The organism is candidate division WOR-3 bacterium, assembly GCA_029858255.1.
GTDB lineage: Bacteria > Hydrothermota > Tepidihabitantia > SM23-42 > SM23-42 > SM23-42.
Map to the genome: position 1 here is coordinate 1 of JAOUFJ010000031.1, position 22,266 is coordinate 22,266.

At 46.8% G+C, this 22,266-nt stretch carries 16 protein-coding genes; 10 read left to right on the top strand and 6 right to left on the bottom strand.

Annotated elements, in window-relative coordinates:
- Positions 1-277: 277 nt before the first annotated feature.
- The 8 genes from OEV79_10635 to OEV79_10670 all read left to right on the top strand — a co-directional run bounded on the left by OEV79_10635 (position 278) and on the right by OEV79_10670 (position 10,364).
- Positions 278-1,765 (top strand): serine hydrolase, encoded by a 1,488-nt coding sequence (locus OEV79_10635; protein ID MDH4211888.1) that lies wholly within the window; start codon positions 278-280, stop codon positions 1,763-1,765.
- 28 nt (positions 1,766-1,793) lie between these two features.
- Entirely contained in the window at positions 1,794-2,576 is a 783-nt protein-coding gene (locus OEV79_10640) for an alpha/beta hydrolase (protein ID MDH4211889.1), read from the top strand.
- Complete coding sequence (locus tag OEV79_10645) at positions 2,567-3,133, top strand: GNAT family N-acetyltransferase (GenBank protein ID MDH4211890.1); 567 nt, start codon at positions 2,567-2,569, stop codon at positions 3,131-3,133. Before OEV79_10640 ends, OEV79_10645 begins: the two co-directional genes overlap by 10 nt.
- Before the next feature lie 148 nt (positions 3,134-3,281).
- Positions 3,282-5,846, top strand: coding sequence for a T9SS type A sorting domain-containing protein (locus OEV79_10650; protein MDH4211891.1), 2,565 nt, complete (start codon positions 3,282-3,284; stop codon positions 5,844-5,846).
- A 106-nt stretch (positions 5,847-5,952) separates the two neighbouring features.
- On the top strand, positions 5,953-7,284 hold the full coding sequence (locus OEV79_10655) for a hypothetical protein (protein ID MDH4211892.1): 1,332 nt from the start codon (positions 5,953-5,955) through the stop codon (positions 7,282-7,284).
- A gap of 20 nt (positions 7,285-7,304) precedes the next feature.
- On the top strand, positions 7,305-7,706 hold the full coding sequence (locus OEV79_10660) for a hypothetical protein (GenBank protein ID MDH4211893.1): 402 nt from the start codon (positions 7,305-7,307) through the stop codon (positions 7,704-7,706).
- A gap of 234 nt (positions 7,707-7,940) precedes the next feature.
- Positions 7,941-9,566, top strand: a complete 1,626-nt coding sequence (locus OEV79_10665; protein ID MDH4211894.1) for a T9SS type A sorting domain-containing protein — start codon at positions 7,941-7,943, stop codon at positions 9,564-9,566.
- 63 nt (positions 9,567-9,629) lie between these two features.
- Positions 9,630-10,364, top strand: a complete 735-nt coding sequence (locus OEV79_10670; GenBank protein ID MDH4211895.1) for a hypothetical protein — start codon at positions 9,630-9,632, stop codon at positions 10,362-10,364.
- A gap of 166 nt (positions 10,365-10,530) precedes the next feature.
- Here the strand turns inward: OEV79_10670 and erm are convergent, their stop codons facing one another.
- Both erm and OEV79_10680 read right to left on the bottom strand, forming a co-directional pair.
- Entirely contained in the window at positions 10,531-11,334 is an 804-nt protein-coding gene (erm, locus tag OEV79_10675; GenBank protein MDH4211896.1) for a 23S ribosomal RNA methyltransferase Erm, read from the bottom strand.
- A 267-nt stretch (positions 11,335-11,601) separates the two neighbouring features.
- Positions 11,602-11,796, bottom strand: coding sequence for a hypothetical protein (locus OEV79_10680; GenBank protein MDH4211897.1), 195 nt, complete (start codon positions 11,794-11,796; stop codon positions 11,602-11,604).
- Between the two features lie 262 nt (positions 11,797-12,058).
- Here OEV79_10680 and OEV79_10685 point away from each other — a divergent pair, with 262 nt between their 5' ends.
- Positions 12,059-13,345: a S41 family peptidase gene (locus OEV79_10685; protein ID MDH4211898.1), complete on the top strand. Its 1,287-nt coding sequence runs from the start codon at positions 12,059-12,061 to the stop codon at positions 13,343-13,345.
- Positions 13,346-13,373: 28 nt separating this feature from the next.
- Here the strand turns inward: OEV79_10685 and OEV79_10690 are convergent, their stop codons facing one another.
- From OEV79_10690 to OEV79_10700, 3 genes are all read right to left on the bottom strand, one after another.
- Entirely contained in the window at positions 13,374-14,267 is an 894-nt protein-coding gene (locus tag OEV79_10690; GenBank protein MDH4211899.1) for an EFR1 family ferrodoxin, read from the bottom strand.
- Between the two features lie 83 nt (positions 14,268-14,350).
- Positions 14,351-15,703: a T9SS type A sorting domain-containing protein gene (locus OEV79_10695; GenBank protein MDH4211900.1), complete on the bottom strand. Its 1,353-nt coding sequence runs from the start codon at positions 15,701-15,703 to the stop codon at positions 14,351-14,353.
- 565 nt (positions 15,704-16,268) lie between these two features.
- Positions 16,269-18,404, bottom strand: a complete 2,136-nt coding sequence (locus OEV79_10700; protein ID MDH4211901.1) for a T9SS type A sorting domain-containing protein — start codon at positions 18,402-18,404, stop codon at positions 16,269-16,271.
- 755 nt (positions 18,405-19,159) lie between these two features.
- On the opposite strand from OEV79_10700, the gene OEV79_10705 reads away from it, so the two are divergent.
- Entirely contained in the window at positions 19,160-20,653 is a 1,494-nt protein-coding gene (locus OEV79_10705) for a hypothetical protein (GenBank protein ID MDH4211902.1), read from the top strand.
- A gap of 117 nt (positions 20,654-20,770) precedes the next feature.
- Here the strand turns inward: OEV79_10705 and OEV79_10710 are convergent, their stop codons facing one another.
- Entirely contained in the window at positions 20,771-22,123 is a 1,353-nt protein-coding gene (locus tag OEV79_10710) for a beta-propeller fold lactonase family protein (protein MDH4211903.1), read from the bottom strand.
- Between the last annotated feature and the right edge of the window lie 143 nt (positions 22,124-22,266).

Below are 22,266 nucleotides of genomic sequence, written 5' to 3' on the forward strand. Positions count from 1 at the left end.
TCCATCTCCGTGATGAATGAGTAATTCTTGTGAAAATCAATGCCAACATATAACATAATTGCACCTCCATTAAATCATAGTATATACCATGATCACAGAGTTGCAATTTTTTCATAACATCAAATCTTTACATGTGACAAAGATTTGATTTCGTTCGTCTCCGATGTAACATCTACTGATAGCGGAACCGACACCCATGTCACCTTGTCACATGTAAAGATTTGACCCCAAAATCTGCTTGACTTTCGAGGTCATTTGTGTTAGTTTTATATCCGCTATGTTAAAGAACATATTTATCATCCTTGTTGGGGTCGGTCTGATTTTCGCGCGGCCGCAGGCCGCAGCCCCCGATATTCATAGCCCCAATTTTGATGTCCGCAGCGAGGAATTTGAAGCGGGCGAACCTTCCACGCGAAGCGATTCAACCAGTCTCGATTCGTTGATCACGCACAAAATGACTGAGAATCACATCCCAGGTGTGGCCACGATTGCACTGAAGGACGGACAGATCGTTTGGAATCAGTGTTATGGTTACGCGGTACTTGAGGATAGCATACCGGTTGCCGATTCCACACTTTTTTATCTTGCTTCTATTTCAAAAACCAGTGTGGCTATTGCTTTGATGCAGGCATGGGAGCTATATTCATTCAGCCTTGACGATGATGTGGGTGCTCTCCTTGGTTTCCCGGTGCGTAACCCCTATTATCCTGATTCGGTGATCAGCATTCGTATGTGTATGACCCATATGTCGAGCATCAATGATAATTGGACTATTCTGGATCCACTGAACATTCAGGGAGATTCACCTATTCCGCTTGGAGAATTTCTCGAGGAATATCTGGTTCCAGGCGGTGCGCACTACAGCATAGATAATTACAATCCATGGCCTCCGGCAACGGAGGATGATTACTGTAATATTGGTGCGGCAATATGTGGCTACATCGTTGAATTGCTGGCAGACAGTTTCCCCGTATGGTGCCATGATTCGATATTTGATCCGCTGAGCATGCAGGAAACAGCGTGGTTTCTTTCCCAGTTGGATACAAGCAATATTGCAATGCCCTATCATTGGGACGGCGCGACATATATTCCGTACGGGCATATAGGCAAGCCATATTATCCATGCGGCACGCTTAGAACGAGCTCGCGCCAGCTAGCGCGTCTGCTCACTGCCTTCATGCAGTATGGAGTGATCGATGATACCGTGCGGATCCTGGACAGCACAACGGTTGTGTTGATGACAACGTCTCAATACCCCGTGTTGAACCCGGAACAGGGTTTATTCTGGTATAAGAAATTTCTCGACGGCCGTTGGATCTGGGGCCATCAGGGTTGGTCTTCAGGTATACGCGCGAGAGTCGCATTTGATTGGAGTAATAACACAGGTTCGGTCGTATTTACAAATGGTGAGGATATTGGCAGCGTGACAGAAATCGCAGTCGCGCTGCTTAATTATGCGGGAGAATTTGGTATTGCCGAGAACGAATTAACAATTCCGACACCATCGCTTAGGCTAAGCCAGAGTGAGCCGAATCCTTTCAGAAATTCCATGAGCATTCGGTTTGTATTGCCGAGTGCTGAAGACGTTACCTTGAAGATTTTTAATATTGTTGGTCAGGAAGTGACCACGTTAATTGACGGAGAACTGAGGGCGGGTGAGCATAACGTCATTTTTGAGGCTGGAGATCTGCCGAGCGGTGTGTATTACTACCGGCTCACGACCGGAAGGCAGAGTCAAACACGCAGTTGTGTTCTGTCAAAATAGTATCACTAATCTTAAATAACACTTTGAGATGGAAAATCTCAGGAGATACGGCGTCAAGCCTTATAGGGTAGCCGTTATCCACGGCGGTCCCGGTGCGCCCGGCGAAATGGCACCGTTGGCGCGTGAGCTTGCACCTACAATGGGAGTTATAGAGCCTTTCCAGACTGCCGATACGGTTGAGAAACAGGTTGAAGAACTTAAGACAATCCTGGAGAGGAATGCAGATATTCCGGTAACTCTAGTTGGCTATTCGTGGGGTGCTTGGTTGGGTTTCATCGTTGCCGCCCGCTATCCGTCAGTGGTGAGGAGGTTGATCTTGGTGAGCAGCGGCCCATTCGAGGAGACATATAGCCGCGGTATCATGAAAGCCCGCCTGGACCGACTTGGTGATGAGGAAAAAAGAGAAGTCCTTTCCTTGATCGAATCATTCGACGACTCTGGCAGTGGAAACATGAATAAGAAGATGGAGCGTTTTGGTCAATTGATTTCAAAGGCAGATTCTTACGACCCATTGCCTCATCCTGATGAGATCATTGAAGTTCGGTTTCATATTTTTCAATGTGTGTGGAAAGACGCAGAGGAATTGAGACGCAGCGGTGCGCTGCTCAGGCTCGGCAAGAATATTCAGTGTCCTGTGGTAGCAATACATGGGACGTATGACCCACACCCGGCCGAGGGTGTGCAAAAACCCTTATCCAGGGTGCTCAAAGATTTCAGATTCGTCCTGCTGCAGAACTGTGGACATACTCCTTGGTTGGAGCGACAGGCCAAGGCTAAATTCTACGAAGTGCTCAAGGGAGAATGCGTATGATCGCAGCCGGGAAGAAAGTGGTTTTGAGGGATGCGCTTCCTTCAGATCTCGAAATATACCTAAAATGGATGAAAAACGGCGAGTGGTTGAAGTACGATGCGCCATGGGAAAATTACCTGAGTGATTTCAGGTCGATCACAGTAGCGCGAGAAAGATTTGTTGATAAGTTCCTACATGATCCTTCTTTGCCACGAAAACGTGCGATCATTTGCGCAAAAGAGGATGAGAGCAGGCCATTGGGCTGGATCAACCGTTATGGAGACAAGAGATTTCCAGATACCTGGCTCATCGGTATTGATATTTGTGAGGATGATCATTTGAACAGAGGATTGGGTACAGAAGCTTTCAGGCTCTGGATCGATTATTTGTTCTCTAATTCTGATATTCACCGAATCGGTTTTGCCACGTATTCTTTTAACGAAAGGATGATCAGTGTAGGGAAGAAATTGGGATTCACGCATGAAGGTACGGACCGTGAAATCATCTACTGGCAGAATGAATGGGTTGACCGCTTACACTTCGGCGTGCTTCGCAAAGAATGGCTGGCGGGAAGATAGATTTGACCGAGGTTCTAAGTTGAGTTACGTTGTTATATTGACAGCGTAAATTTTTGCTTTATAGTAGATGAGATGTGAATTTGTTCTTCAGATCATTGGTTATCTTCAATGCAATGAAGTTTAGATCGCAAGTATCCAGGAGGATATAATGAAGAGAATGTTTGGGATTTTCGTCGGTTTGTTATTGGCGCTGGTGATATTGGGCGTCATGACAATCTGGAAACCATGGTCATGGACTAGGCAGGAGGAATCTTCGGAATTCGAAGAAGAAGAAAAAGGCGAGAAACCGCACGACTGGTTTTACATGCAACGCGCCTATCCTGGGCGACTCGTAAATGAAGAAGCACATCAGATGGCCTATCGACAGGCCCGTGCAATGGCACAGGAATATGCCGAACGCAATCAGGGTATCTGGATACCCAGAGGGCCGACCAACATCGGCGGACGTATCACCGGGATCGTGTTCCATCCATCGAACGGTAACATAATCTATGCGGGTGCTGCCGATGGCGGTGTGCTGAAATCAACTGATGGCGGCGTGAACTGGACGATGCTTACCGATGATTTCATCACACTCTCGGTCGGTGATGTGACAATCGATCCGAGCAACCCGAATACCGTGTATGTGGGTCTGGGCGAGGCCAATCTTGCCGGCGATAACTACGACGGCGACGGGATCTACCGGACCACAGACGGCGGCGCCACGTGGACGAATATCGGACTGGCACAGACAAAACGCATTGGCCGCGTGGCCGTCCATCCTACCGACCCCGATATCATTTTTGTCGCCGGGGCCGGTGCCCAATTCAGCGCCGACAGCGCGCGAGGTGTGTACCGCACGACCGACGGCGGCATGACATGGCAAAAAGTCCTCTACATATCAGATTCTACTTCGGCGATAGATGTGCGGATAAACCCGCTACATCCGGACACGGTTTATGCCGCGATGTGGGAGCGGTTGCGGTCGCCAATCAGGCGCAAAGCCGGTGGGGTCACTTCAGGTATTTATCGCAGTACTGACATGGGTACGACGTGGAGCGAGTTGACCAGCGGATTGCCGTCAGGTCCGAACGTGGGAAGGATTGGAATCGCCATCTGCCAGGGCACAACGAACATACTCTATGCCATCTACGCCGATTCAATAGGCTATTTCGAATCGGTATTTAAGACAACTGATGGTGGCAATACATGGACACCGACGGGCGGCCAGCCTTCGTCTTATCTGTACTACAGCTTCGGTTGGTATTTCGGGCAGATCCGCGTGCACCCTACGAATCCAGATGTCGTTTTTGTTCTGGGCGTACCGCTCTATCGCACGACCAACGGAGGCAACTCGTGGTCAGATGTCTCAGGCATACAGCATGTGGACCATCACGCGCTTGAGTTCGATCTGACCAATATGAATCATATTGTTGATGGCAATGACGGCGGTGTTTATACTTCCACCAATGGCGGTTCAGTCTGGACCAAGTCGTATAACTTGCCGATCACCCAGTTCTACGCGGCAACGATCGATCCGCTCAATCCTGAACGTACCTACGGTGGTACTCAGGATAACGGCACGATGCGGACGATGACCGGGAATATAGATGACTGGGAGATGATCTACGGTGGAGACGGGTTCTACTGTATCGTGGACTACACCAATGCTAATATCATCTACGCGGAGTACCAGTATGGGAATCTCGCCAAATCAACGAACGGCGGTAACAATTTCTACTCAGCAACCAGCGGCATAAGTTCCAATGACCGTACTAACTGGTCCACGCCCGTTATCATGGACCCCAACGACCATCTTGTTCTGTACTACGGAGCTAACCGTTTATACAAAACAACGGATGGTGCGGGTTTCTGGAATGCGATCAGCGGTGATCTCACGAATGGTCCTGGTTCAGGTAACCTGACTTACGGCACGATCACGACGATCGCGGTGTCCGGGACCGACGGCAGTGTCATATATGTTGGGACGGATGATGCGAATGTCTGGGTGACGACGAACGGAGGGACGGACTGGACAAGCATCAATACCGGTCTGCCCGACCGGTGGGTGACGCGGGTCGCGTTCGACCCGGATGATGCCGCTATTGCTTACGTGACGTTTTCTGGGTATCGCCATGATTCGTACTTACCGCATGTCTTCCGGACGACGAATTACGGGACGACGTGGAATGATATTTCTTCGAACCTTCCCGAGGTTCCGATCAACGTGATCGTGATCGACCCTGAGAATACTTCTGTTTTGTATATCGGAACGGATTACGGTGTTTACTATACGACTGATGCAGGTGGTGGTTGGCAGCCGCTTGGCACAGGCTTGCCTTTCAGCGCGGTTGACGATCTTATATTACATAATGGTGCGCGTATATTGAGGGCGGCAACCCATGGCCGTTCATTCTTTGAATTCGACCTGGATCAGATAGGGGTAGCGGAACAGGAAGAATTGACCGGGATCGATGTAAAAGGCATAGTTCTTCAGGTTACAAGTCCAGCGCGTAACGAAATCAGCATATACTACAGTCTCTCCAGGACGAGTTCGGTGCGGATTGATGTTTATGATATCGCCGGTCGGCGAATACATAATTTACTAAATAGTACTGTCAGCGCCGGGAAATACGAAATGAGCACGGTATTGAACTTGCCAGCAGGTACATATTTCGTGCGCCTCGAAGCTCAAGGTGAGGGGATAACGCAGAAAATAAATATCGTAAAATAGAGACTTATTACACAAAAAGTGTAAAAAGTGTATGCCTGTCCCCATTGAGGGTTGACAGGCTGGAATCTATTTGTATAATTTGTCTAACTGTAAAGAGGGAGGTCCTATGAAACGATGTATATTGGTTGTAGCAATGGTGCTACTCACCCAGGTGTATGCCGGTTCCCTTACCGAAATCTTCTTTCAACCTTGCCCAAGAGCACATAGTATTATGGTTACCGATACAGATGATGATAGAATAATTCTGTACGGAGGTGACCAACAGCAGGATGGCTCGCGCTACTATAGTGACGTGTGGGAGTTCGACCTGACTGATATGACGTGGTGTCCTGTTGATGTCAGCGGGCAGCCGCCGTCGGACCGCACATATTGCGCGTCTGCATATGATGCGACAGGAGACCGGGTGATCATCTTTGGTGGTTGGTATGAGTTTTCATTTTTCAATGATGTCTGGGAACTCGACCTTGAGTCCGGAAGTGAAGCCTGGCAGATGCTCTCAACATCAGGTACCACCCCCGCTGCTCGGGAAGCAGCAACTTGTGTGATTGATCCGGTTAACAACAGGATGATTATGTTTGGCGGTTATGACCTGACAACGAGTGCACGAAATGACGTGTGGGAACTTGATCTATCTACGCTGACCTGGACCCAGCTATTCCCGTCAGGGGCGAGTCCTGTGCCAAGGTATGCGCACGCCGCGATCTATGATCCGGTCGACCACCGGATGATTGTTTTTGGTGGTATTGCGCCGTATTCACCAGGCTTCAATGATGTATGGGAACTTGATCTTACTGACGGGGCTGAGGCTTGGCAGCAATTGAGCCCGACTGGTGCAACACCACCTGCAAGATGCAGGCACTTCGGTGTTTACAACAGCGTGTCAAATGAAATGATCGTTGGTTTTGGATACGATTATACTTCTGGCACGATATTGTACAACGATGTATGGGTACTTGATCTGGGCTCGCCCGAGTGGCGAGATGTTTCGAACGGTGGATTTGCAATTACGGCGAGAAGAGGGGCATGCGCTGCATTTTGTCCTGATGATGAGGTCACCTATATCTTTGGCGGGCATGTGATGCTTAGTCAATACTGCTACGAAACTTATCTGTTAGACCTCGATCCGACCGCAGTAGAGGAATACGACAAAAACAAGGTTTTTGATAATGAGTATCTGAAGATCGAGACAAACCCGAATCGAGGCCCGGTCAGAATGGATTTATATATTCCTGAACCAGAAGTGGTATCGCTGAAGGTTGTCGATGTATCAGGCAGAGTCGTGAATACGCTCATTGACGGAATGCGTTATTCTGGCCATTGTATCGCCGTGTGGGAAGGTGCAGATAATCAGGGTAACCGATTACCTGCTGGTACCTATTTTGGCATTCTGGAAATGGGCGATCAGGTGGTCGTAAAAAAGGCGGTGGTGGTCAAGTAAAGGAACTGCTGCAAAAGTGCATGCCTGTCCCCGGCCGCAAGTACAAGATTGAGATAGAGATTTTCCAAGGCAAGGGTGGCCAGCTCCAGAAGGAGAGGGACCAGATAATCTACCCCGATCTGATCAGAGAAGGCATATGCGCTTGGATGTATAGGGGAGATGGCGAGAAGAGTTATCAAAGAGGTCAGAAGTTTTCATATCCCGAAGATAAAGAAAAAATATGTCCCTGGTTGCTTGACAGCCTTAGCGGCGTCCTCAAGGCGTTGAGCGCTGGTGAAACTCTGAACTGGGATTACAAAGATACGCCGTATGAAAAAGTTATCGATCCCGGGGGCGTGACCACTGAATACGTGCGTTGCGTCGATCCGACGGCATCGGGTATTGTGGTGAAGATAACAAGGACAAGAGTATCCGACGAATAGAACCATTCACATGATTAGTCAATTACAGAGTTTCGTATGTGTCTTACCGTACAGAGCCAATAGCTCTGCCTTTCATCAATTATTCTTCCTGAAATTATGCATGAAAAAGCATTGACTTAGGTCAGAATCCAGCTATAATCAACGTTAAGATTTAGTATTGTGGTGGGTAGGCATTTTAAATAACTTTAGTTGATTTTTTCTGTTAACTGATTTTAGGCATAGAGGGAGGAACTGATGAAACTGAGATCAAGAAATGTCTATCTTGTAGGTCTGATCCTACTATTGAGCGTTGCAACGCAGGGTATATCATCTGTATCAAGTGATGGCGATGCGGTATTTCAACGCATCACTGAGAATGGGCCGATCATTGTCAGAGAACCAGGTTTACCCAATTATGGGGGCTCTGGTATGCCGGACGACCCTGCGGTTGTTTGGTCGTACAATCTAACAGATGCGATATACAATACAACATGCAATACGGTCGACGGTTACGTGTTTGCCGGTACCTATCTAAACAATCCATGGGAGGCTGAATTGTTCGCGCCGACTGGTGGTGGTATACCAGAATGGGTACACGGCGGTACAGAGTTCTACACCGATGCTGGCGACAATGTCTTCACTCTGGCGGCTGTGGATGAGGAAGGCGGGGGAGTGAACGTGATCAAATGGACTGGCCCGGGAAACGGCACGCCGGACTGGACTACGAACTTTATAGATTATGCCGTTGCAAGCTACGGGCCATGTGTGGTTTCGGACGACGGCTCGACCATAGCAGCCATTGCCGCGCCGGCCGGAACGGATGCTCATCTGTTGCTGTTCGATGCCGACTCAGCCACACCGCTGATCGATTATACAGCAACCGGCTGCGGTTTTCCAAGGTACGTAAAGATCAATGCAGACGGCCGCTATACGGCATTCATCGCACTTGCTACCCTGATTGTTTTTGACCGCGACAGCCTCAATGTGCGCGCGCAGATTCCAATGGGAGCCAGTAACAGTGCTCTTGATATATCCGGCGACGGCAATCTTGTCGCATATGGATGGCCTTCTCTGGTGCTTATGGAATGGAACGGATCATCCTATCAGAATCTCTGGTCTTATACGGTTGGAGGTGGCTATTACCTGAGCAAGATCGCCATCTCAAACGATGGGTCGACAATGGTTTCATGCTGGTATATTGCCCCACATAATACCTTCAAGGTTGTAGTACATGATACGGGTTCATCCACACCATTATGGATCTACGATTATCCCGTGTCCAGTGGAACATATCAAGAAGTATGTTTTGATATCGACATAACCGATGACGGGTCCTATTTTATCATAGGAAGTTGGGGCGACGATGCGAATATCAATCCGGAAGTGCATATCTTCCAGCGGGATGCTACTCCCCATATATATTACACAGTAGATATGCCGGGCTCGATGTTCTCGGTTGACATCTCGAATGACGGAAGTTATGCTACTGCTGCCGGCAAACACGTTCATGCCAATGCGATGGGACGCGGAGGCGACATTGTGCTTATCAACACGGGCATAACCGGCATCGATGACAACAACTTTACAGGTTACGCCGGCGATGCCATGCAAATCGCCTGTTACCCCAATCCGTTCACCTACTCCACTGCTATACGCTACTCGATCACAACGGGTGATAAAGAAACACAAGTCAAGATCTATGATGCTGCGGGCAAGTTGGTGAAGTCTCTATATCCAGTATCGAGCAGCCAGAATCAAGTATCTGCAGTTTTTTGGGACGGTACTGACAGATGTAACAGGCAACTGTCCGGCGGGGTGTATTTTGTAAGGTTGGAAACGGAAAATAGCAGCACTACCGAGAAAATTGTAAAACTGGAATAGCGCACGTATTTATATTTACACTTCGTTTGGATATCATCTTCAGATTATGAAGAAGGAGGTATGGTGAGGAAGTTATCGATTATTTTAGTTATTATAGCATTCATGAGTTGTGGTTTGCTCGATGAGATCGATCTCGGTTCGATTGCCTGGCATGCCACGAGTGTTATCAGGTTGGAGAGCAGTTTGCTCGGCGAAACGACCGATATCAGCGTCAATATTGCATGGCGCTGGTTGCTGGAACGGCCATCAGGTCAGGGTATAATCGTTGAGCGCAGCATAGGAAATGCCAATTCTTATGCGCCGATCGATACGGTTGCACCGATTGAGACACTCATGACCTATCTGGACAGGGATACAATTCTACAACCAAATACCACGGTTTTCTACAGATTGGGGTTTCTGGAAGGCGGTTCGATCGATTATTTCAAGACAGTTGAAGTTACGCTACCGCCTGAGCAGCATTTCTATTCACCCATACAGGATACCGTAGGAAACGATACCCTGTCACTGGTATTTGCGCGGTTGCAGGATTTCAATGACTGTGAGGTTTCCATATACAGGGCATTTGTGACCGATCCCGAAAGTCTGATGAATCTTGTGAATCCTTTGTTCGTTGATACGTTGACATATCCAGATACATCACTGGTATTGCCTCTGCCAGACAGTGTGTATGCTGATACGAGCATTTATACGATCAGGTTGCTCTCGCTCAATGAAGTGGAGGTTTCACAAGGTAGCATTACCAACGTTTCGACGACTTTGTCGAGCGGTTTCAGGGCTTTCTTTAAGAACCCATAAGGGACCTACCCCGATATTAAGCGGGAGGGAGAGCAATTTCTATTGCTCTCCCTCCCGTTCTGTATTTCAGTAAGTTACCAGTTTGTCACGACCACGTATCTGAACTGTCTGCTCCCAAGAGTTGCCGTGAAATCATAACTCTACTGATGCAGATCTATCATACCTGCTATCCACGAATATTCGTTCTACGTAGAGATGTCTGAGAACATTTATAGAAATCAAACAACCCCAACCATTGTCTGAATTGTATTTCTGACGGTTTCGCGCGTATAGGAAATTCAAGATCGCGGGACAATCTCTTCCACTGGTTGTGACTGAAAACGTGCTTGTAATTCGATTTCAGATCTTTCCTCCACGCGCCGAAACCGCGTTTAATGAACTGCTCGTAAGCAGATATATCAGCCGCCGAGACTAATGAAGAGGTTCTTTTTTCTATATGCAGCATGACGACATCCACGTTGGGGACTGGGGAGAAGTCAGTTCGTTTGAAACGCCTTATTATCTTTGGCCTGAAATGTGGCTTCAGCAAGACAGAAAACTGGGTAGTCCTTGGCGTGCCAGTGAATTTCTCGGCTGCTTCTCGTTGCACGATAAGATAAGCATCTGCTGGTGAATTTGCGGCGCAGAGTATTTTTCTAATGGCAGCTGAGGTTATGTTGAATGGCATATTCGCAAAAACCTTATAACAAGATTCTTTGATCCTGAATCTCAAGAAATCGGCATTATATAGAATGATATTGTCATTGAATTCAAATTTCTTCTTCAATTTCAGATACAGAACATGATCCTTCTCGATGGCAATTACCTTTTTAGCTCTTTTGCAGAGTTCTGCTGTCAGTATCCCTTTACCCGGACCTATTTCATAGACAATGTCGTCCATGGCGATCGAACTTCCATTTAGCAATGAAACAGCCAAACGACGTTTTGCCAAAAAATTCTGTGCCAATGATTTTTGATTACTTGTTGCCATAGCATGATTCTCCAAACCTTTGAAGCAAAATGGCAATTATGACCGATTCAATAAACAACTATTGGTCGATGTTATGTTCTTTTGTTTTTGGTAACGATTTGAGGGTTTGGCTGTCGAACAGCCAATTCCCATCGTGTGGTTTAGAGTCCGCGTTGCCCTGCGGACTAAGCAATTACCTAATCATGCTATTCACTACGCATTATACGCAAATTGATTGTTATTGTCAATGCTTCGGCTGAGATATGAAATAGCCTTTTGCCCTGGCTATTATTTCTTCTTATAAACGAGCCATTCAACAAGCAAGAGAAACAGAGGGAAAGAAATACTCAATACGATCTGAGTGTCCAGGCCAATTAGGCTTTCCCCTTTGGTCATGTTTAGCGACCGGAACAATAAAAATATGATGGCCCCCAATGAAAGGCTTTGCAGTATGCCGAAGATCCAGAATATCTTAGTATTCATGGTTGTTCTCCTTTCATGTAAATGTAATTTCATTTGTTAAATAATATCAAATCCAGCGAAGTATACAAAACCCACTGGTTTCATGACAAGCATATTCTATAATATCTGTTCCCGGTAAAATAGTCAAGATATTATGAAATACAAAAAGCCATAACGTAAACAGAGGAGGGTCTATTGACAGGCAACCGATGACTGAATATAGTCATCAGAAGATAATTTTCGTAGTTTTCGATATATCGCTACACAACGAAAGGAGTAAGTGATGGTACATGAAATTTCTTTGGTACTCTGTATGATAGGCGTCATCTTTTTTGTTTCCACTGTGTCGGCTCAGGAGCCGGACGATGTAAACGTGTGGATAGCGAGTTATGATACGGTATGGCAGACTGTGAATGAGCACCACTATGATTCCACCTTCGGTGGACTCGACTGGAACGAGATCCATGATAGATACTACAACCTTGTTGTGAATGTGAAGGATGACGATGGTTTCATCGAGATAGTGAACAAGATGCTTGCCGAACTGAAACTTTCCCACTACGCCGTTTTCCACATGAAGAAAATAGCCGCTTCAGGTTCGCCGCTGGTCTCCGATGGAACTATCGGCCTCGATATTCGCCTTCTTGATAACAAGGTTGTCGTCACGTCGGTCAAGCCCGGGTTTCCCGCGGCCGAGGCCGGCTTGAAGATCGGGTACGCTTTGGAGAGTATCGACGGTATCTCAATTGAGCAGATCATTGCCGAAGCTGAGTCCAGAGAGATTTCGATTTACAATGAACGCAAGAGGCTGTCCGACATTGCCGATAATGTATGTGGCCGTTTCTTTGGCGATGCCGGAACATCGATATCATTAACCTTTCGAGATGAGTTCAATGCTTTGCATGAAACCACAATGATCAGGAAACAGAGGGTCGGAAAAACGATGATAGACGAGTCCCTGCCACCGTTCTATGTGGACTTTGAGGCCAGGCGAATGGACGACAACATCGGATATATTAGCTTCAGCGCCTTCCTACCACCGGTTGATGAGCGCTTCAGTCAGGCGATCGACACCATGGGCGACATGCGCGGGCTTATCATTGACATCCGTGGAAATCCGGGCGGGATGCATGAGGTGGGGGAAGCCATCGTCTCGAAACTCCTGCAGAAGGAGACTCTGTTCTCGGTTTTCAGATACAGGGATAGAACGGAGGAGGTAGTGGTTCAGCCGGCTGAGAAGACATACGATGGACCCGTGGTGGTAATGATCGATGTAATGAATGCATCGGCCAGCGAGCGCTTTTCCGGATGTATTCAGTCTGTCGGACGCGCGGTTGTTATCGGGGAGAGGAGTTCCGGGTCGGTCGGACCTTCTGACATAAAGGAGTTACCCAACGGGGCTTCGTTTATGTACCTGATTTCACAATCATTGACGCCCGACGGCACGGTGCTCGAAGGGCATGGTGTGATCCCGGATATTGTCGTGGGTTTGGACAAGCAAGCGTTGCTTGCTGGTAGGGACACGCAGCTGGAACGTGCCGTTGAATATATCAATAATGAAACACGCTAAAGAAGAAAAGTCGTAATTTCGCTGAAAACTACTTTCTGTAAATCATATCAGAGATCTTCACATCAGGATGATGGTATTTGTTCTGGTATTCCACTATTCTACCGTGAATCGCATCTTTCGGACACCATTGAAAGCAGGCGTAGCAATTCTCGCACCCATGTTGCCACGTGGGTCTTTTATCGACCATCTTGACGTTCTGGACAGGGCATATTTTGGCGCATACACCGCATCCATTACACTTATCGTTTACCCTGAAGCTTCTGTCCGCAAACATAGTGAGTTCATCATAGGAACCTGATGAGGATTTTGAGAGATCCCTGAATCGTGAGACGGCTGCTTGTTTCTGGAGGAGAAAGAAAGGAACGAGTATAGAACGGGCAATATTGCTGAGTGTCTCCAATTTGGCTTTTTTGCGACCATCTATAATACTCTGAATAATATCCAATTTTCTTTCGGCACGAGCAAATAGGACCTGCCGTTTTCTATTGTCGGCGTCGATGTCCGTTTCGAGTTCCTTATTGAAGAATGCGTGCCCGATTTTCTGAATAGCAGAATATGAAATACTCATTCTTACTGCATACCCGGCAGAGAGTGCGCCGCTTCTGGATTCGATCGCCGCAGCCAGGTTGCCGATCGTAGCACCGGGCATGCCGCCGTGAGTGCATATCGCAAACAGATATTTTGACTCGATACCTTCCAATGTGCCAACAAATCTCCTGACGATCAACGGTATGCCGCTCTCACCAAAACTTGCATGGTAAACAGGGAATACTATCCCGACTATGTCCGCATCCGGTCTGATGGCTTTGTTGCCGACAACCGAAGCGATAGGTATCAGTGTGCCATTCGTCCTTCTCGCAATGCCCCGTGCAGCTGCGAGTGAGTTGCCCGTGCCAGAAAAATAGTATATGATCGTGGCCATGATTGGTAGTATTTTACAATGATAGCGTGAATGTGCTAAGTGTCAAGCTTCGAGGGTCTATGTTAGATCGTATGGAGAGTATTCTATTTTGTGATCACCACTTTCTTTATGACCTCGATGTTTTCCGCGTTTGCTTTTACAAAATAGATGCCCGCGCTCAGATCTTCCATGGAGATCGTGGTTTCGCTTGCAGATTCATTTAAATCGTCTGTTTTAACCATGCTGCCGAGGATGTCATATATCTCGACAGTACGTAGTGGTGTAGACGCATTAATGGTCAGTATGGTTTTCGTAGGATTTGGAAAGACATCCAAAAAGAGAGGCGAAACACGCGGCGTCAATTCTTCAATGCCTGTCAATGAATCCCGAATCACAGATACAGTTGAACCGCTGTAATTTGCCACATAGGTCCGGTTCTGAACAGGATTCCAGGCAAAGGCACGAGGCCAACCACCGACCGTGATGGTGGTAATCACGCTGTTGCTCGCGCCATCGATCACGGTGACATTATTGCTCCCAGCATTTGCGCAGTAGACCTTGTTGTTGACCGAATTGTAGACCAGGGCACCAGGACTATTACCGACCGCGATGGTCGTAATCACATTGTTGGTCGCGCCGTCAATCGCGGTGACATTATTGCTGCCTCCATTTGCGCAGTAGACCTTGTTGTTGGTGGGGTTATAGGCTAAGGTCCGAGGTTCATCACCGACCGTGATATTCGTAATCACGTTGTTGGTTACACCGTCAATTACGGTGACATTATTGCTACCCTCGTTTGCGCAGTAGACCTTGTTGTTGACCGAATTATAGACTAAGGGCAAAGGTTGATCGCCGACCGTGATGGTCGAGATCACATTGTTGGTTACACCATCGATCACGGTCACGTCATCGCTTGCAAAATTTGCGCAGTAGACCTTGTTGTTGCTTGGATTGTATACGAAAGCCCAAGGATCATTGCCGACCGTGACGTTCGTGATGACACTGTTGGTCGCACCGTCAATCACGGTTACATTACCGCTACCTCCATTTGCGCAGTAGACCTTGTTGTTGGTGGAGTTGTGGACTAAGGCGTGAGGATAACTACCGACTGTGATAGTGGTAATCACACTATTAGTCGCGCCGTCAATCACGGTGACATTACCGCTCGAAACATTTACGCAGTAGATCTTATTGTTGGTTGAATTATAGGCTAAGGCCAGAGGATGATCACCGGCAGTGATGGTCGTGATCACGCTGTTGGTTGCCCCATCGATCACGGTCACATTATCGCTTCCATAGTTTGCGCAGTAGATTCTGTTATTAGTGGTGTTATAGACTAACGCAATAGGGGAATTTCCCACTGCAATCGTCGTCTCAAGCCATTGGGCTGATGCGAGCAGCGGGAGACATAGACTAATAGAAGTGAATATTAATACATACTTCTGTTTACTTATCATGAGTTCCTCCCTGTGTAAATTCAAAAACATGACGAGTTCAAGCAAATAGCCTCAGATAATGCTACCTCTATTACGCTGTTTGTCAAGCAAAAAAAACCTGGTAGAAACTACAAATGGTAGATTCATATGGCGATTTATCCGCCGAGGCATTGAGTTACCAACTCATCCGTTGACGTTCCGAAGAAATCCGCTATAATTCTACTGATATTCGTTACCTACTATCAGCGTTGCGACTGTAGCTCAATCCGCCGAAAAATATGGCGGAATAGAGCGACGGACTTCCATCTCTGTCTCGACGATATCGAGACTTCGATATCGAGAGAGAATCCGAATATACTACACTTTGAAATCGCTGAGATTACGGTGTATCAATGCTTTGCGGAAATTTTGCTCTTTCTCGCTATTGAACGGAATTCTACCTAATTCCGTGTATTCTATGCCTACTTGTCCCGCATCATAGTGGGTTTGTAAATTCGTAGGCGGGGAATTGGACCAAAAGTGGACCAAATGAAAAGAGGGGAGTGATTACATCACTCCCCTCTTAACTCCTTGTTGCTACAATAATCTATTTTGTGACTATCAATTTTTTGATGAACTCCGTATCTGCAGTATTCACTTTCAAAAAATAAATGCCTGCACTCATGTTTCGCACCGAGATGGTTTTCCCGTGTTCATATTTTGTCATATCTTCTGCTCTTAACAACTTACCAAGGACATCATAGAACTCTATGCTCTGCACTGCTGCCACTGTATTGATCATGAAAGATGTCTTTGCAGGATTAGGATAAACGACAAAGTCGTTGCGAGCCGAAGGCGTGGCAATCTCCGTGTTTTCTTCTATGCCTGTTAGCGAGTCCCGAAGCACCGAAATACTTGAACCAGAATAATTTGCCACATAAGTCCGGTTCTGGACAGGGTTCCAGGCAAAGGCAAGAGGGTAATCTCCGACGGTAATCGTGGTGATGATAGCATTACTCGCGCCGTCAATCACCGTAACATTAGCGCTATCACCATTAGCACAGTAGACTTTGTTGTTGGTTGGATTGTAGACCAGAGCACAAGGGACATCTCCGACGGCGATCGTGGTGATGATTGTATTGCTCGCGCCATCAATCACCGTAACAGTATTGCTGCCACTATTAGCGCAGTAGACCTTGTTGTTGGTCGGATTGTAGCCCAGGGCACAAGGCCAATCTCCCACCGCAATCGTGGTAATGACCGCGTTGCTCGCGCCGTCAATCACCGTGACAGTATTGCTCATTTGATTAGCGCAGTACACCTTGTTGTTGGTCGGATTGTAGCCTAGGGCACAAGGCCAATCTCCCACCGCAATCGTGGTAATGACCGCGTTGCTCGCGCCGTCAATCACCGTGACAGTATTGCTACCCCAATTAGCGCAGTAGACCTTGTTGCCGGTCGGATTGTAGACCAGAGCTTGAGGCTCCTCTCCGACGGCGATCGTGGTGATGACCGTATTGGTTGCGCCGTCGATCACCGTGACATTATCGCTGTACTGATTAGCGCAGTAGACCTTGTTGTTGGTCGGATTGTAGACCAGAGCACAAGGTCCGCTTCCCACGGCAATCGTGGTGATGACCGCGTTGCTCGCGCCGTCAATCACGGTTACACTACCGCTGGACTTATTTGCGCAGTAGACCTTGTTGTTGATCGGATTGTAGACCAGAGCAAAAGGTCCGCTTCCCACGGTAATCGTGGTGATGACCGCGTTGCTCGCGCCGTCAATCACCGTGACATTGCCGCTACCCCCATTAGCGCAGTAGACCTTGTTGTCGGTCGGATTGTAGACCAGGGCAAAAGGTCCGCTTCCCACGGTAATCGTGGTGATGACCGCGTTGGTCGCACCGTCAATCACCGTGACATTATCGCTATAACAATTAGCGCAGTAGACCTTGTTGTCGGTCGGATTGTAGACCAGGGCAACAGATCCGCTTCCCACGGGAATCATGGTAATGACCGCGTTGGTCGCACCGTCAATCACCGTGACATTACCGCTATTCCAATTAGCGCAGTATACCTTGTTGTCGGTCGGATTGTAGACCAGGGCCCAAGGGTAACTCCCGACGGGAATCGTGGTCATGACCGCGTTGGTCGCACCGTCAATCACCGTGACAGTATTGGCGCCAAGATCAGCGCAATAGACCTTGTTGTTGGTCGGATTGTAGGCCAGAGCATGAGGGGTATCTCCGACGTAAATCGTGGTGATGACCGTATTGGTCGCACCGTCAATCACCGTAACAGTATTGCTGCCACTATTAGCGCAGTAGACCTTGTTGTTGGTCGGATTGTAGACTAGAGCATAAGGCTGATCTTGGACGGCGATCGTGGTGATGACCGTATTGCTCGCACCGTCGATTACTGTAACATTATCGCTTGCTTCATTAGCGCAGTAGACCTTGTTGTCGGTCGGATTGTAGACCAGGGCATAATTATTTGAACATGTAGGTATCCTTGCGATTTTTGCATTGGTTGCGCCATCAATTGCAATCACACAATTTCCGTGTTCACCGCCCACATATATGGTATTATTATTGCTATTATAAGTGAAAGCGCATGGTGTGCACACCCCAACAAGGGAATCGGGCACATAGATCGTTGTTTCCAGCCATTGCCCAGATACGATCATTGGCAACAACAACAGAGCAATGCCAACAAACAACAGATACTTCTGTTTAGTAACCATACTCACCTCCATATACCTAGATAGTTCTACCGATATCTACCAATATTTCGGAGCTATTCTAATCCACTTCTATCATATGTCAAGCACAATAATTATGACCACAGCGGATTATAAATCCACAGCGGTCCTTTTGTAGGACATATAGAGGACATATAGGGTCAGACCGTGAAACTAGAAACTACGACTTCGGTGTCTGGCGTGGCGATTGAGTAGCACAGCAATGTTCGCGATTCCCTAGCACTTTTATGAAAGAGCTAGGTCACTCGAACGATAACATGTTTTGTTGATTACTAACAGCAATTCGTTATAATTGAACCGTTATCCGTCATCTGTTATCGGATATCGGTCTTGCGCCTGTAGCTCAACTGGATAGAGCGACGGATTTCCATCTCTGTCTCGAAGATGTCGAGACGTCGATATCGAGAGAGAATCCGAATATACTACACTTTGAAATCGCTGAGATTACGGTGTATCAATGCTTTGCGAGGATTTTGCTCTTTCTCGCTATTGAACGTCCCGTCCTGCTTGAAGGACGGGGATACTCGTTTCCTTATTCTTGAAAATCATAATAAGAGAAACGGTAGAATTCTACCTAATTCCGTCAATTCTATGCCCAAATTGGACCAAAAGTGGACCAAATGGGAACGAGAGGAAAGTAGTAATACTTTCCCCTCGTTTTGTTAGATTCCAAAATCTCACTATGTTGACAGCAATTAATTATCAGATAGAATAGTTCAAAAAGCAGGATTGCAGATATGATTATTCAGTGTCTATGTATATTACCCATTCTTATCAGTTCTTTTTATTCAAAAGATATTACGCTTGGCTATCCAGATACAATTACAATACTGATAAATCCAACTAGGGTTATTGAAAAAAACGATACTATCTTGGTTCTCGATCAAGAAGGCAAATTCGAGATTATCAAAGAATACACGTTGGATGGTTTCTTTGTTAGGGCTCGACTATACAATCCAAGAGCAGATACATCTACTTTCACGAGCGGGTCGCAAAAAGTAGATGCTCGGTACGGCAAGTTAGCAGACAGTTTAATAATGGCCAATGTAGACACAAAGACAAAATACGGTCTTATGGCTGGGAAAGAAGGACGTTGGCATGAAATGATTTTGGAAGGTGATAGTCTAGTTTGGTTAACGGGCTCATGGCAAGCAGGAGACGGCGGAGGCTTGACGCTCATATGTATCGACGTGCGGGATTCGACACTTTATGCTGTTGGGACGGGACCCTACTATAACGAATACAAAATCTACTCAATAAGATCGAGAATAATACGTCCTCAGAAACCAGCCTCCTATTTTTATGTCGGCTTACGGTATGTCTACTTTATCTCAAGTGAATTCCTGTTTCAGTATGACCGAAAACTTCGCTTCGTGAGAAAAATCGGAATTGAAGCAAACCAGTGTTTCAAAGAGCCCTGTGGCATCGCACTCGGTAACCGGGGTCTTGTATATATTACGGACTTTCGTTTGGGTACTATCTGGGAATACAGGCCCGGAGGAAAATCACTAAATTTGAAGCCAATGATAGTGAGCGAAGAGATTAGTCCAGAAACGCCAACATTTCTCAGCTTCTCTAAGACTAGTGGGTTATGGGTAACAGATATTGAACACCGCGTTGTAAAGAACATCGATTACAGTAGCGCCATAAGGTCCTTTACAGTCGACAAAATCAGTGTTCAACCTGGAGGTACCAACTATAGGATTGCTGTTACGGATAGTATGGTATACATCTATTACCAAAGTAAAGTCTACGGTTACACTCTAATTGGGCAATATCAGAAAACGTATGAACGTGATGATTATGAGGGTAAGAAAGATGACATTATATGCATGGACAACGCGGGCAATTTTTATATGTTCAAACGAGAGGCAAATTGGAGTGATGTGACGTTTTATCGAATCGATCCAATCGTGAATGACACCAACATAATCTCCTTGCCTGATTCAATTCAACCACATCGAATGATATGGTCTAATGCCTACCGCTGTGGCGATACGCTTTATATGCTCGGAGAGAGTCATATATACCGCCCAGAAGGCTTGTCTTCTCATTTCCGTGGGTTTTTTGTCTTTGTTAACGATACCTTAAGCACCACGATTTCAGAATCGGAATTTGAAGAGGGATTACCACTGAAGATTACAGATTTTGCGGTTGACTCATATGGGCTGATTTGGGTTGTGGATATCGAGAACCGGGTTGTTCAAAGATATCGATTGATGCCCGATTAATAATACAACAACACGGATTATAAGTCCTCAACTCCCTGGAATGACACCAAGAATGAACCAAAGAAAAAGGGGAACAGTCAAATTACTCCCCTTTCGTTCCATTATTTCTGTAATACGCTATTTTGTCACGACCAATTTTCTAATTAGCCCAGTTCCCTTGGTTTGCGCTTTCAAGAAATATACGCCGGCGCTCAGATGCTGTACTGTAATCGTGGTTGTATTTTCAGGTTTTGTCAGAGTTTCTGTTTTCACGAAATGGCCGCGGACGTCGTATATATTGATGCTGCGCATCTGTTTGGAAGCGTTGATGGTGAATGCCGTTTTTGTGGGATTGGGATAGATGTCCAATATGAAACTCGAAGCGTTTTTCTTTAGCTCTTCTACGCCTGTCAATGAATCCCGAATCACAGAGACATTTGAGCTATAGTAATTTGCGACATAGGTCCGGTTCTGAACAGGATTCCAGGCAAAAGCACGAGGCTCCTCACCGACTGTGATGGTCGTAATTACGCCATTGGTCGCTCCATCGATTACGGTCACATTATCGCTCGCCATATTTGCACAGTAGACCTTGTTGTTGGCTAGATTATAGATTAAGGCACGAGGCGTACTACCGACCGAGATGGTCGTAACCACATCATTCGTCGCTCCATCGATCACGGTCACATTATGGCTGTACTCATTTGCGCAGTAGACCTTGCTGTTGGGAGGATTATAGATTAAAGCACAAGGCCAATCACCGACCGTGATGGTGGTAATTACGCTATTGGTTGCCCCATCAATCACGGTCACATTATCGCTTCCAGCATTTGCGCAGTAGACCTTGGTGTTGGTCGGATTATAGACTAAGGCATAAGGAACATCACCGACCGAGATGGTGGTAATCACGCTGTTGGTCGCGCCATCAATCACGGTCACATTATCGCTACCCCCATTTGCGCAGTAGACCTTGTTATGAGTGGAATTATAGACTAAGGCACCAGGATAATCGCCGACCGTGACGGTCGTAATCACGTTATTGGTCGCGCCATCGATCACGGTGACAGTATTGCTATACAAATTTGCGCAGTAGACCTTGTTATGAGTGGAATTATAGACTAAGGACCAAGGTTCATCATCAACCGTGACGGTCGTAATCACGTTATTGGTCGCGCCATCGATCACGGTGACATTATCGCTCCATTGATTTACGCAGGAGACCTTGTTGTTGGTCGGATTATAGACTAAGGCACGAGGATAATCACCGGCCGTGATGGTCGTAATCACGCCATTGGTCGCCCCATCGATCACGGTGACATTATCGCTGTCCCGATTTGCGCAGTAAACCTTGTTATGAGTGGAATTATAGGCTAAGGCACCAGGATGATCACCGACCGCGATGGTGGTCTCAAGCCACTGGGCTGATAGAAACAGCGGTAGACATAATATGATAACGGCTGCCATCAGTACATACTTCTGTTTACACACCATAATCTCCTCCCTGTATACGTTTATAAGTCTACTAAAATTCAGTGGAAGTTCTGATTTATTGTAATTCGATTGCGCCGTGTGTCAAGCGCGAAAGTTATTAATACATACAGCGGATTATAAGTCCGTTACCTGTAGGCAAGTAT

Excerpts from the sequence above, each read along its gene's own strand:
- OEV79_10635 (MDH4211888.1), top strand. The coding sequence starts at position 278 with ATGTTAAAGAACATATTTATCATCCTTGTTGGGGTCGGTCTGATTTTC.
- OEV79_10640 (MDH4211889.1), top strand. The coding sequence starts at position 1,794 with ATGGAAAATCTCAGGAGATACGGCGTCAAGCCTTATAGGGTAGCCGTT.
- OEV79_10645 (MDH4211890.1), top strand. The coding sequence starts at position 2,567 with ATGCGTATGATCGCAGCCGGGAAGAAAGTGGTTTTGAGGGATGCGCTT.
- OEV79_10650 (MDH4211891.1), top strand. The coding sequence starts at position 3,282 with ATGAAGAGAATGTTTGGGATTTTCGTCGGTTTGTTATTGGCGCTGGTG.
- OEV79_10655 (MDH4211892.1), top strand. The coding sequence starts at position 5,953 with ATGAAACGATGTATATTGGTTGTAGCAATGGTGCTACTCACCCAGGTG.
- OEV79_10660 (MDH4211893.1), top strand. The coding sequence starts at position 7,305 with ATGCCTGTCCCCGGCCGCAAGTACAAGATTGAGATAGAGATTTTCCAA.
- OEV79_10665 (MDH4211894.1), top strand. The coding sequence starts at position 7,941 with ATGAAACTGAGATCAAGAAATGTCTATCTTGTAGGTCTGATCCTACTA.
- erm (MDH4211896.1), bottom strand. The coding sequence starts at position 11,334 with ATGGCAACAAGTAATCAAAAATCATTGGCACAGAATTTTTTGGCAAAA.
- OEV79_10680 (MDH4211897.1), bottom strand. The coding sequence starts at position 11,796 with ATGAATACTAAGATATTCTGGATCTTCGGCATACTGCAAAGCCTTTCA.
- OEV79_10685 (MDH4211898.1), top strand. The coding sequence starts at position 12,059 with ATGGTACATGAAATTTCTTTGGTACTCTGTATGATAGGCGTCATCTTT.
- OEV79_10690 (MDH4211899.1), bottom strand. The coding sequence starts at position 14,267 with ATGGCCACGATCATATACTATTTTTCTGGCACGGGCAACTCACTCGCA.
- OEV79_10695 (MDH4211900.1), bottom strand. The coding sequence starts at position 15,703 with ATGATAAGTAAACAGAAGTATGTATTAATATTCACTTCTATTAGTCTA.
- OEV79_10700 (MDH4211901.1), bottom strand. The coding sequence starts at position 18,404 with ATGGTTACTAAACAGAAGTATCTGTTGTTTGTTGGCATTGCTCTGTTG.
- OEV79_10705 (MDH4211902.1), top strand. The coding sequence starts at position 19,160 with ATGATTATTCAGTGTCTATGTATATTACCCATTCTTATCAGTTCTTTT.
- OEV79_10710 (MDH4211903.1), bottom strand. The coding sequence starts at position 22,123 with ATGGTGTGTAAACAGAAGTATGTACTGATGGCAGCCGTTATCATATTA.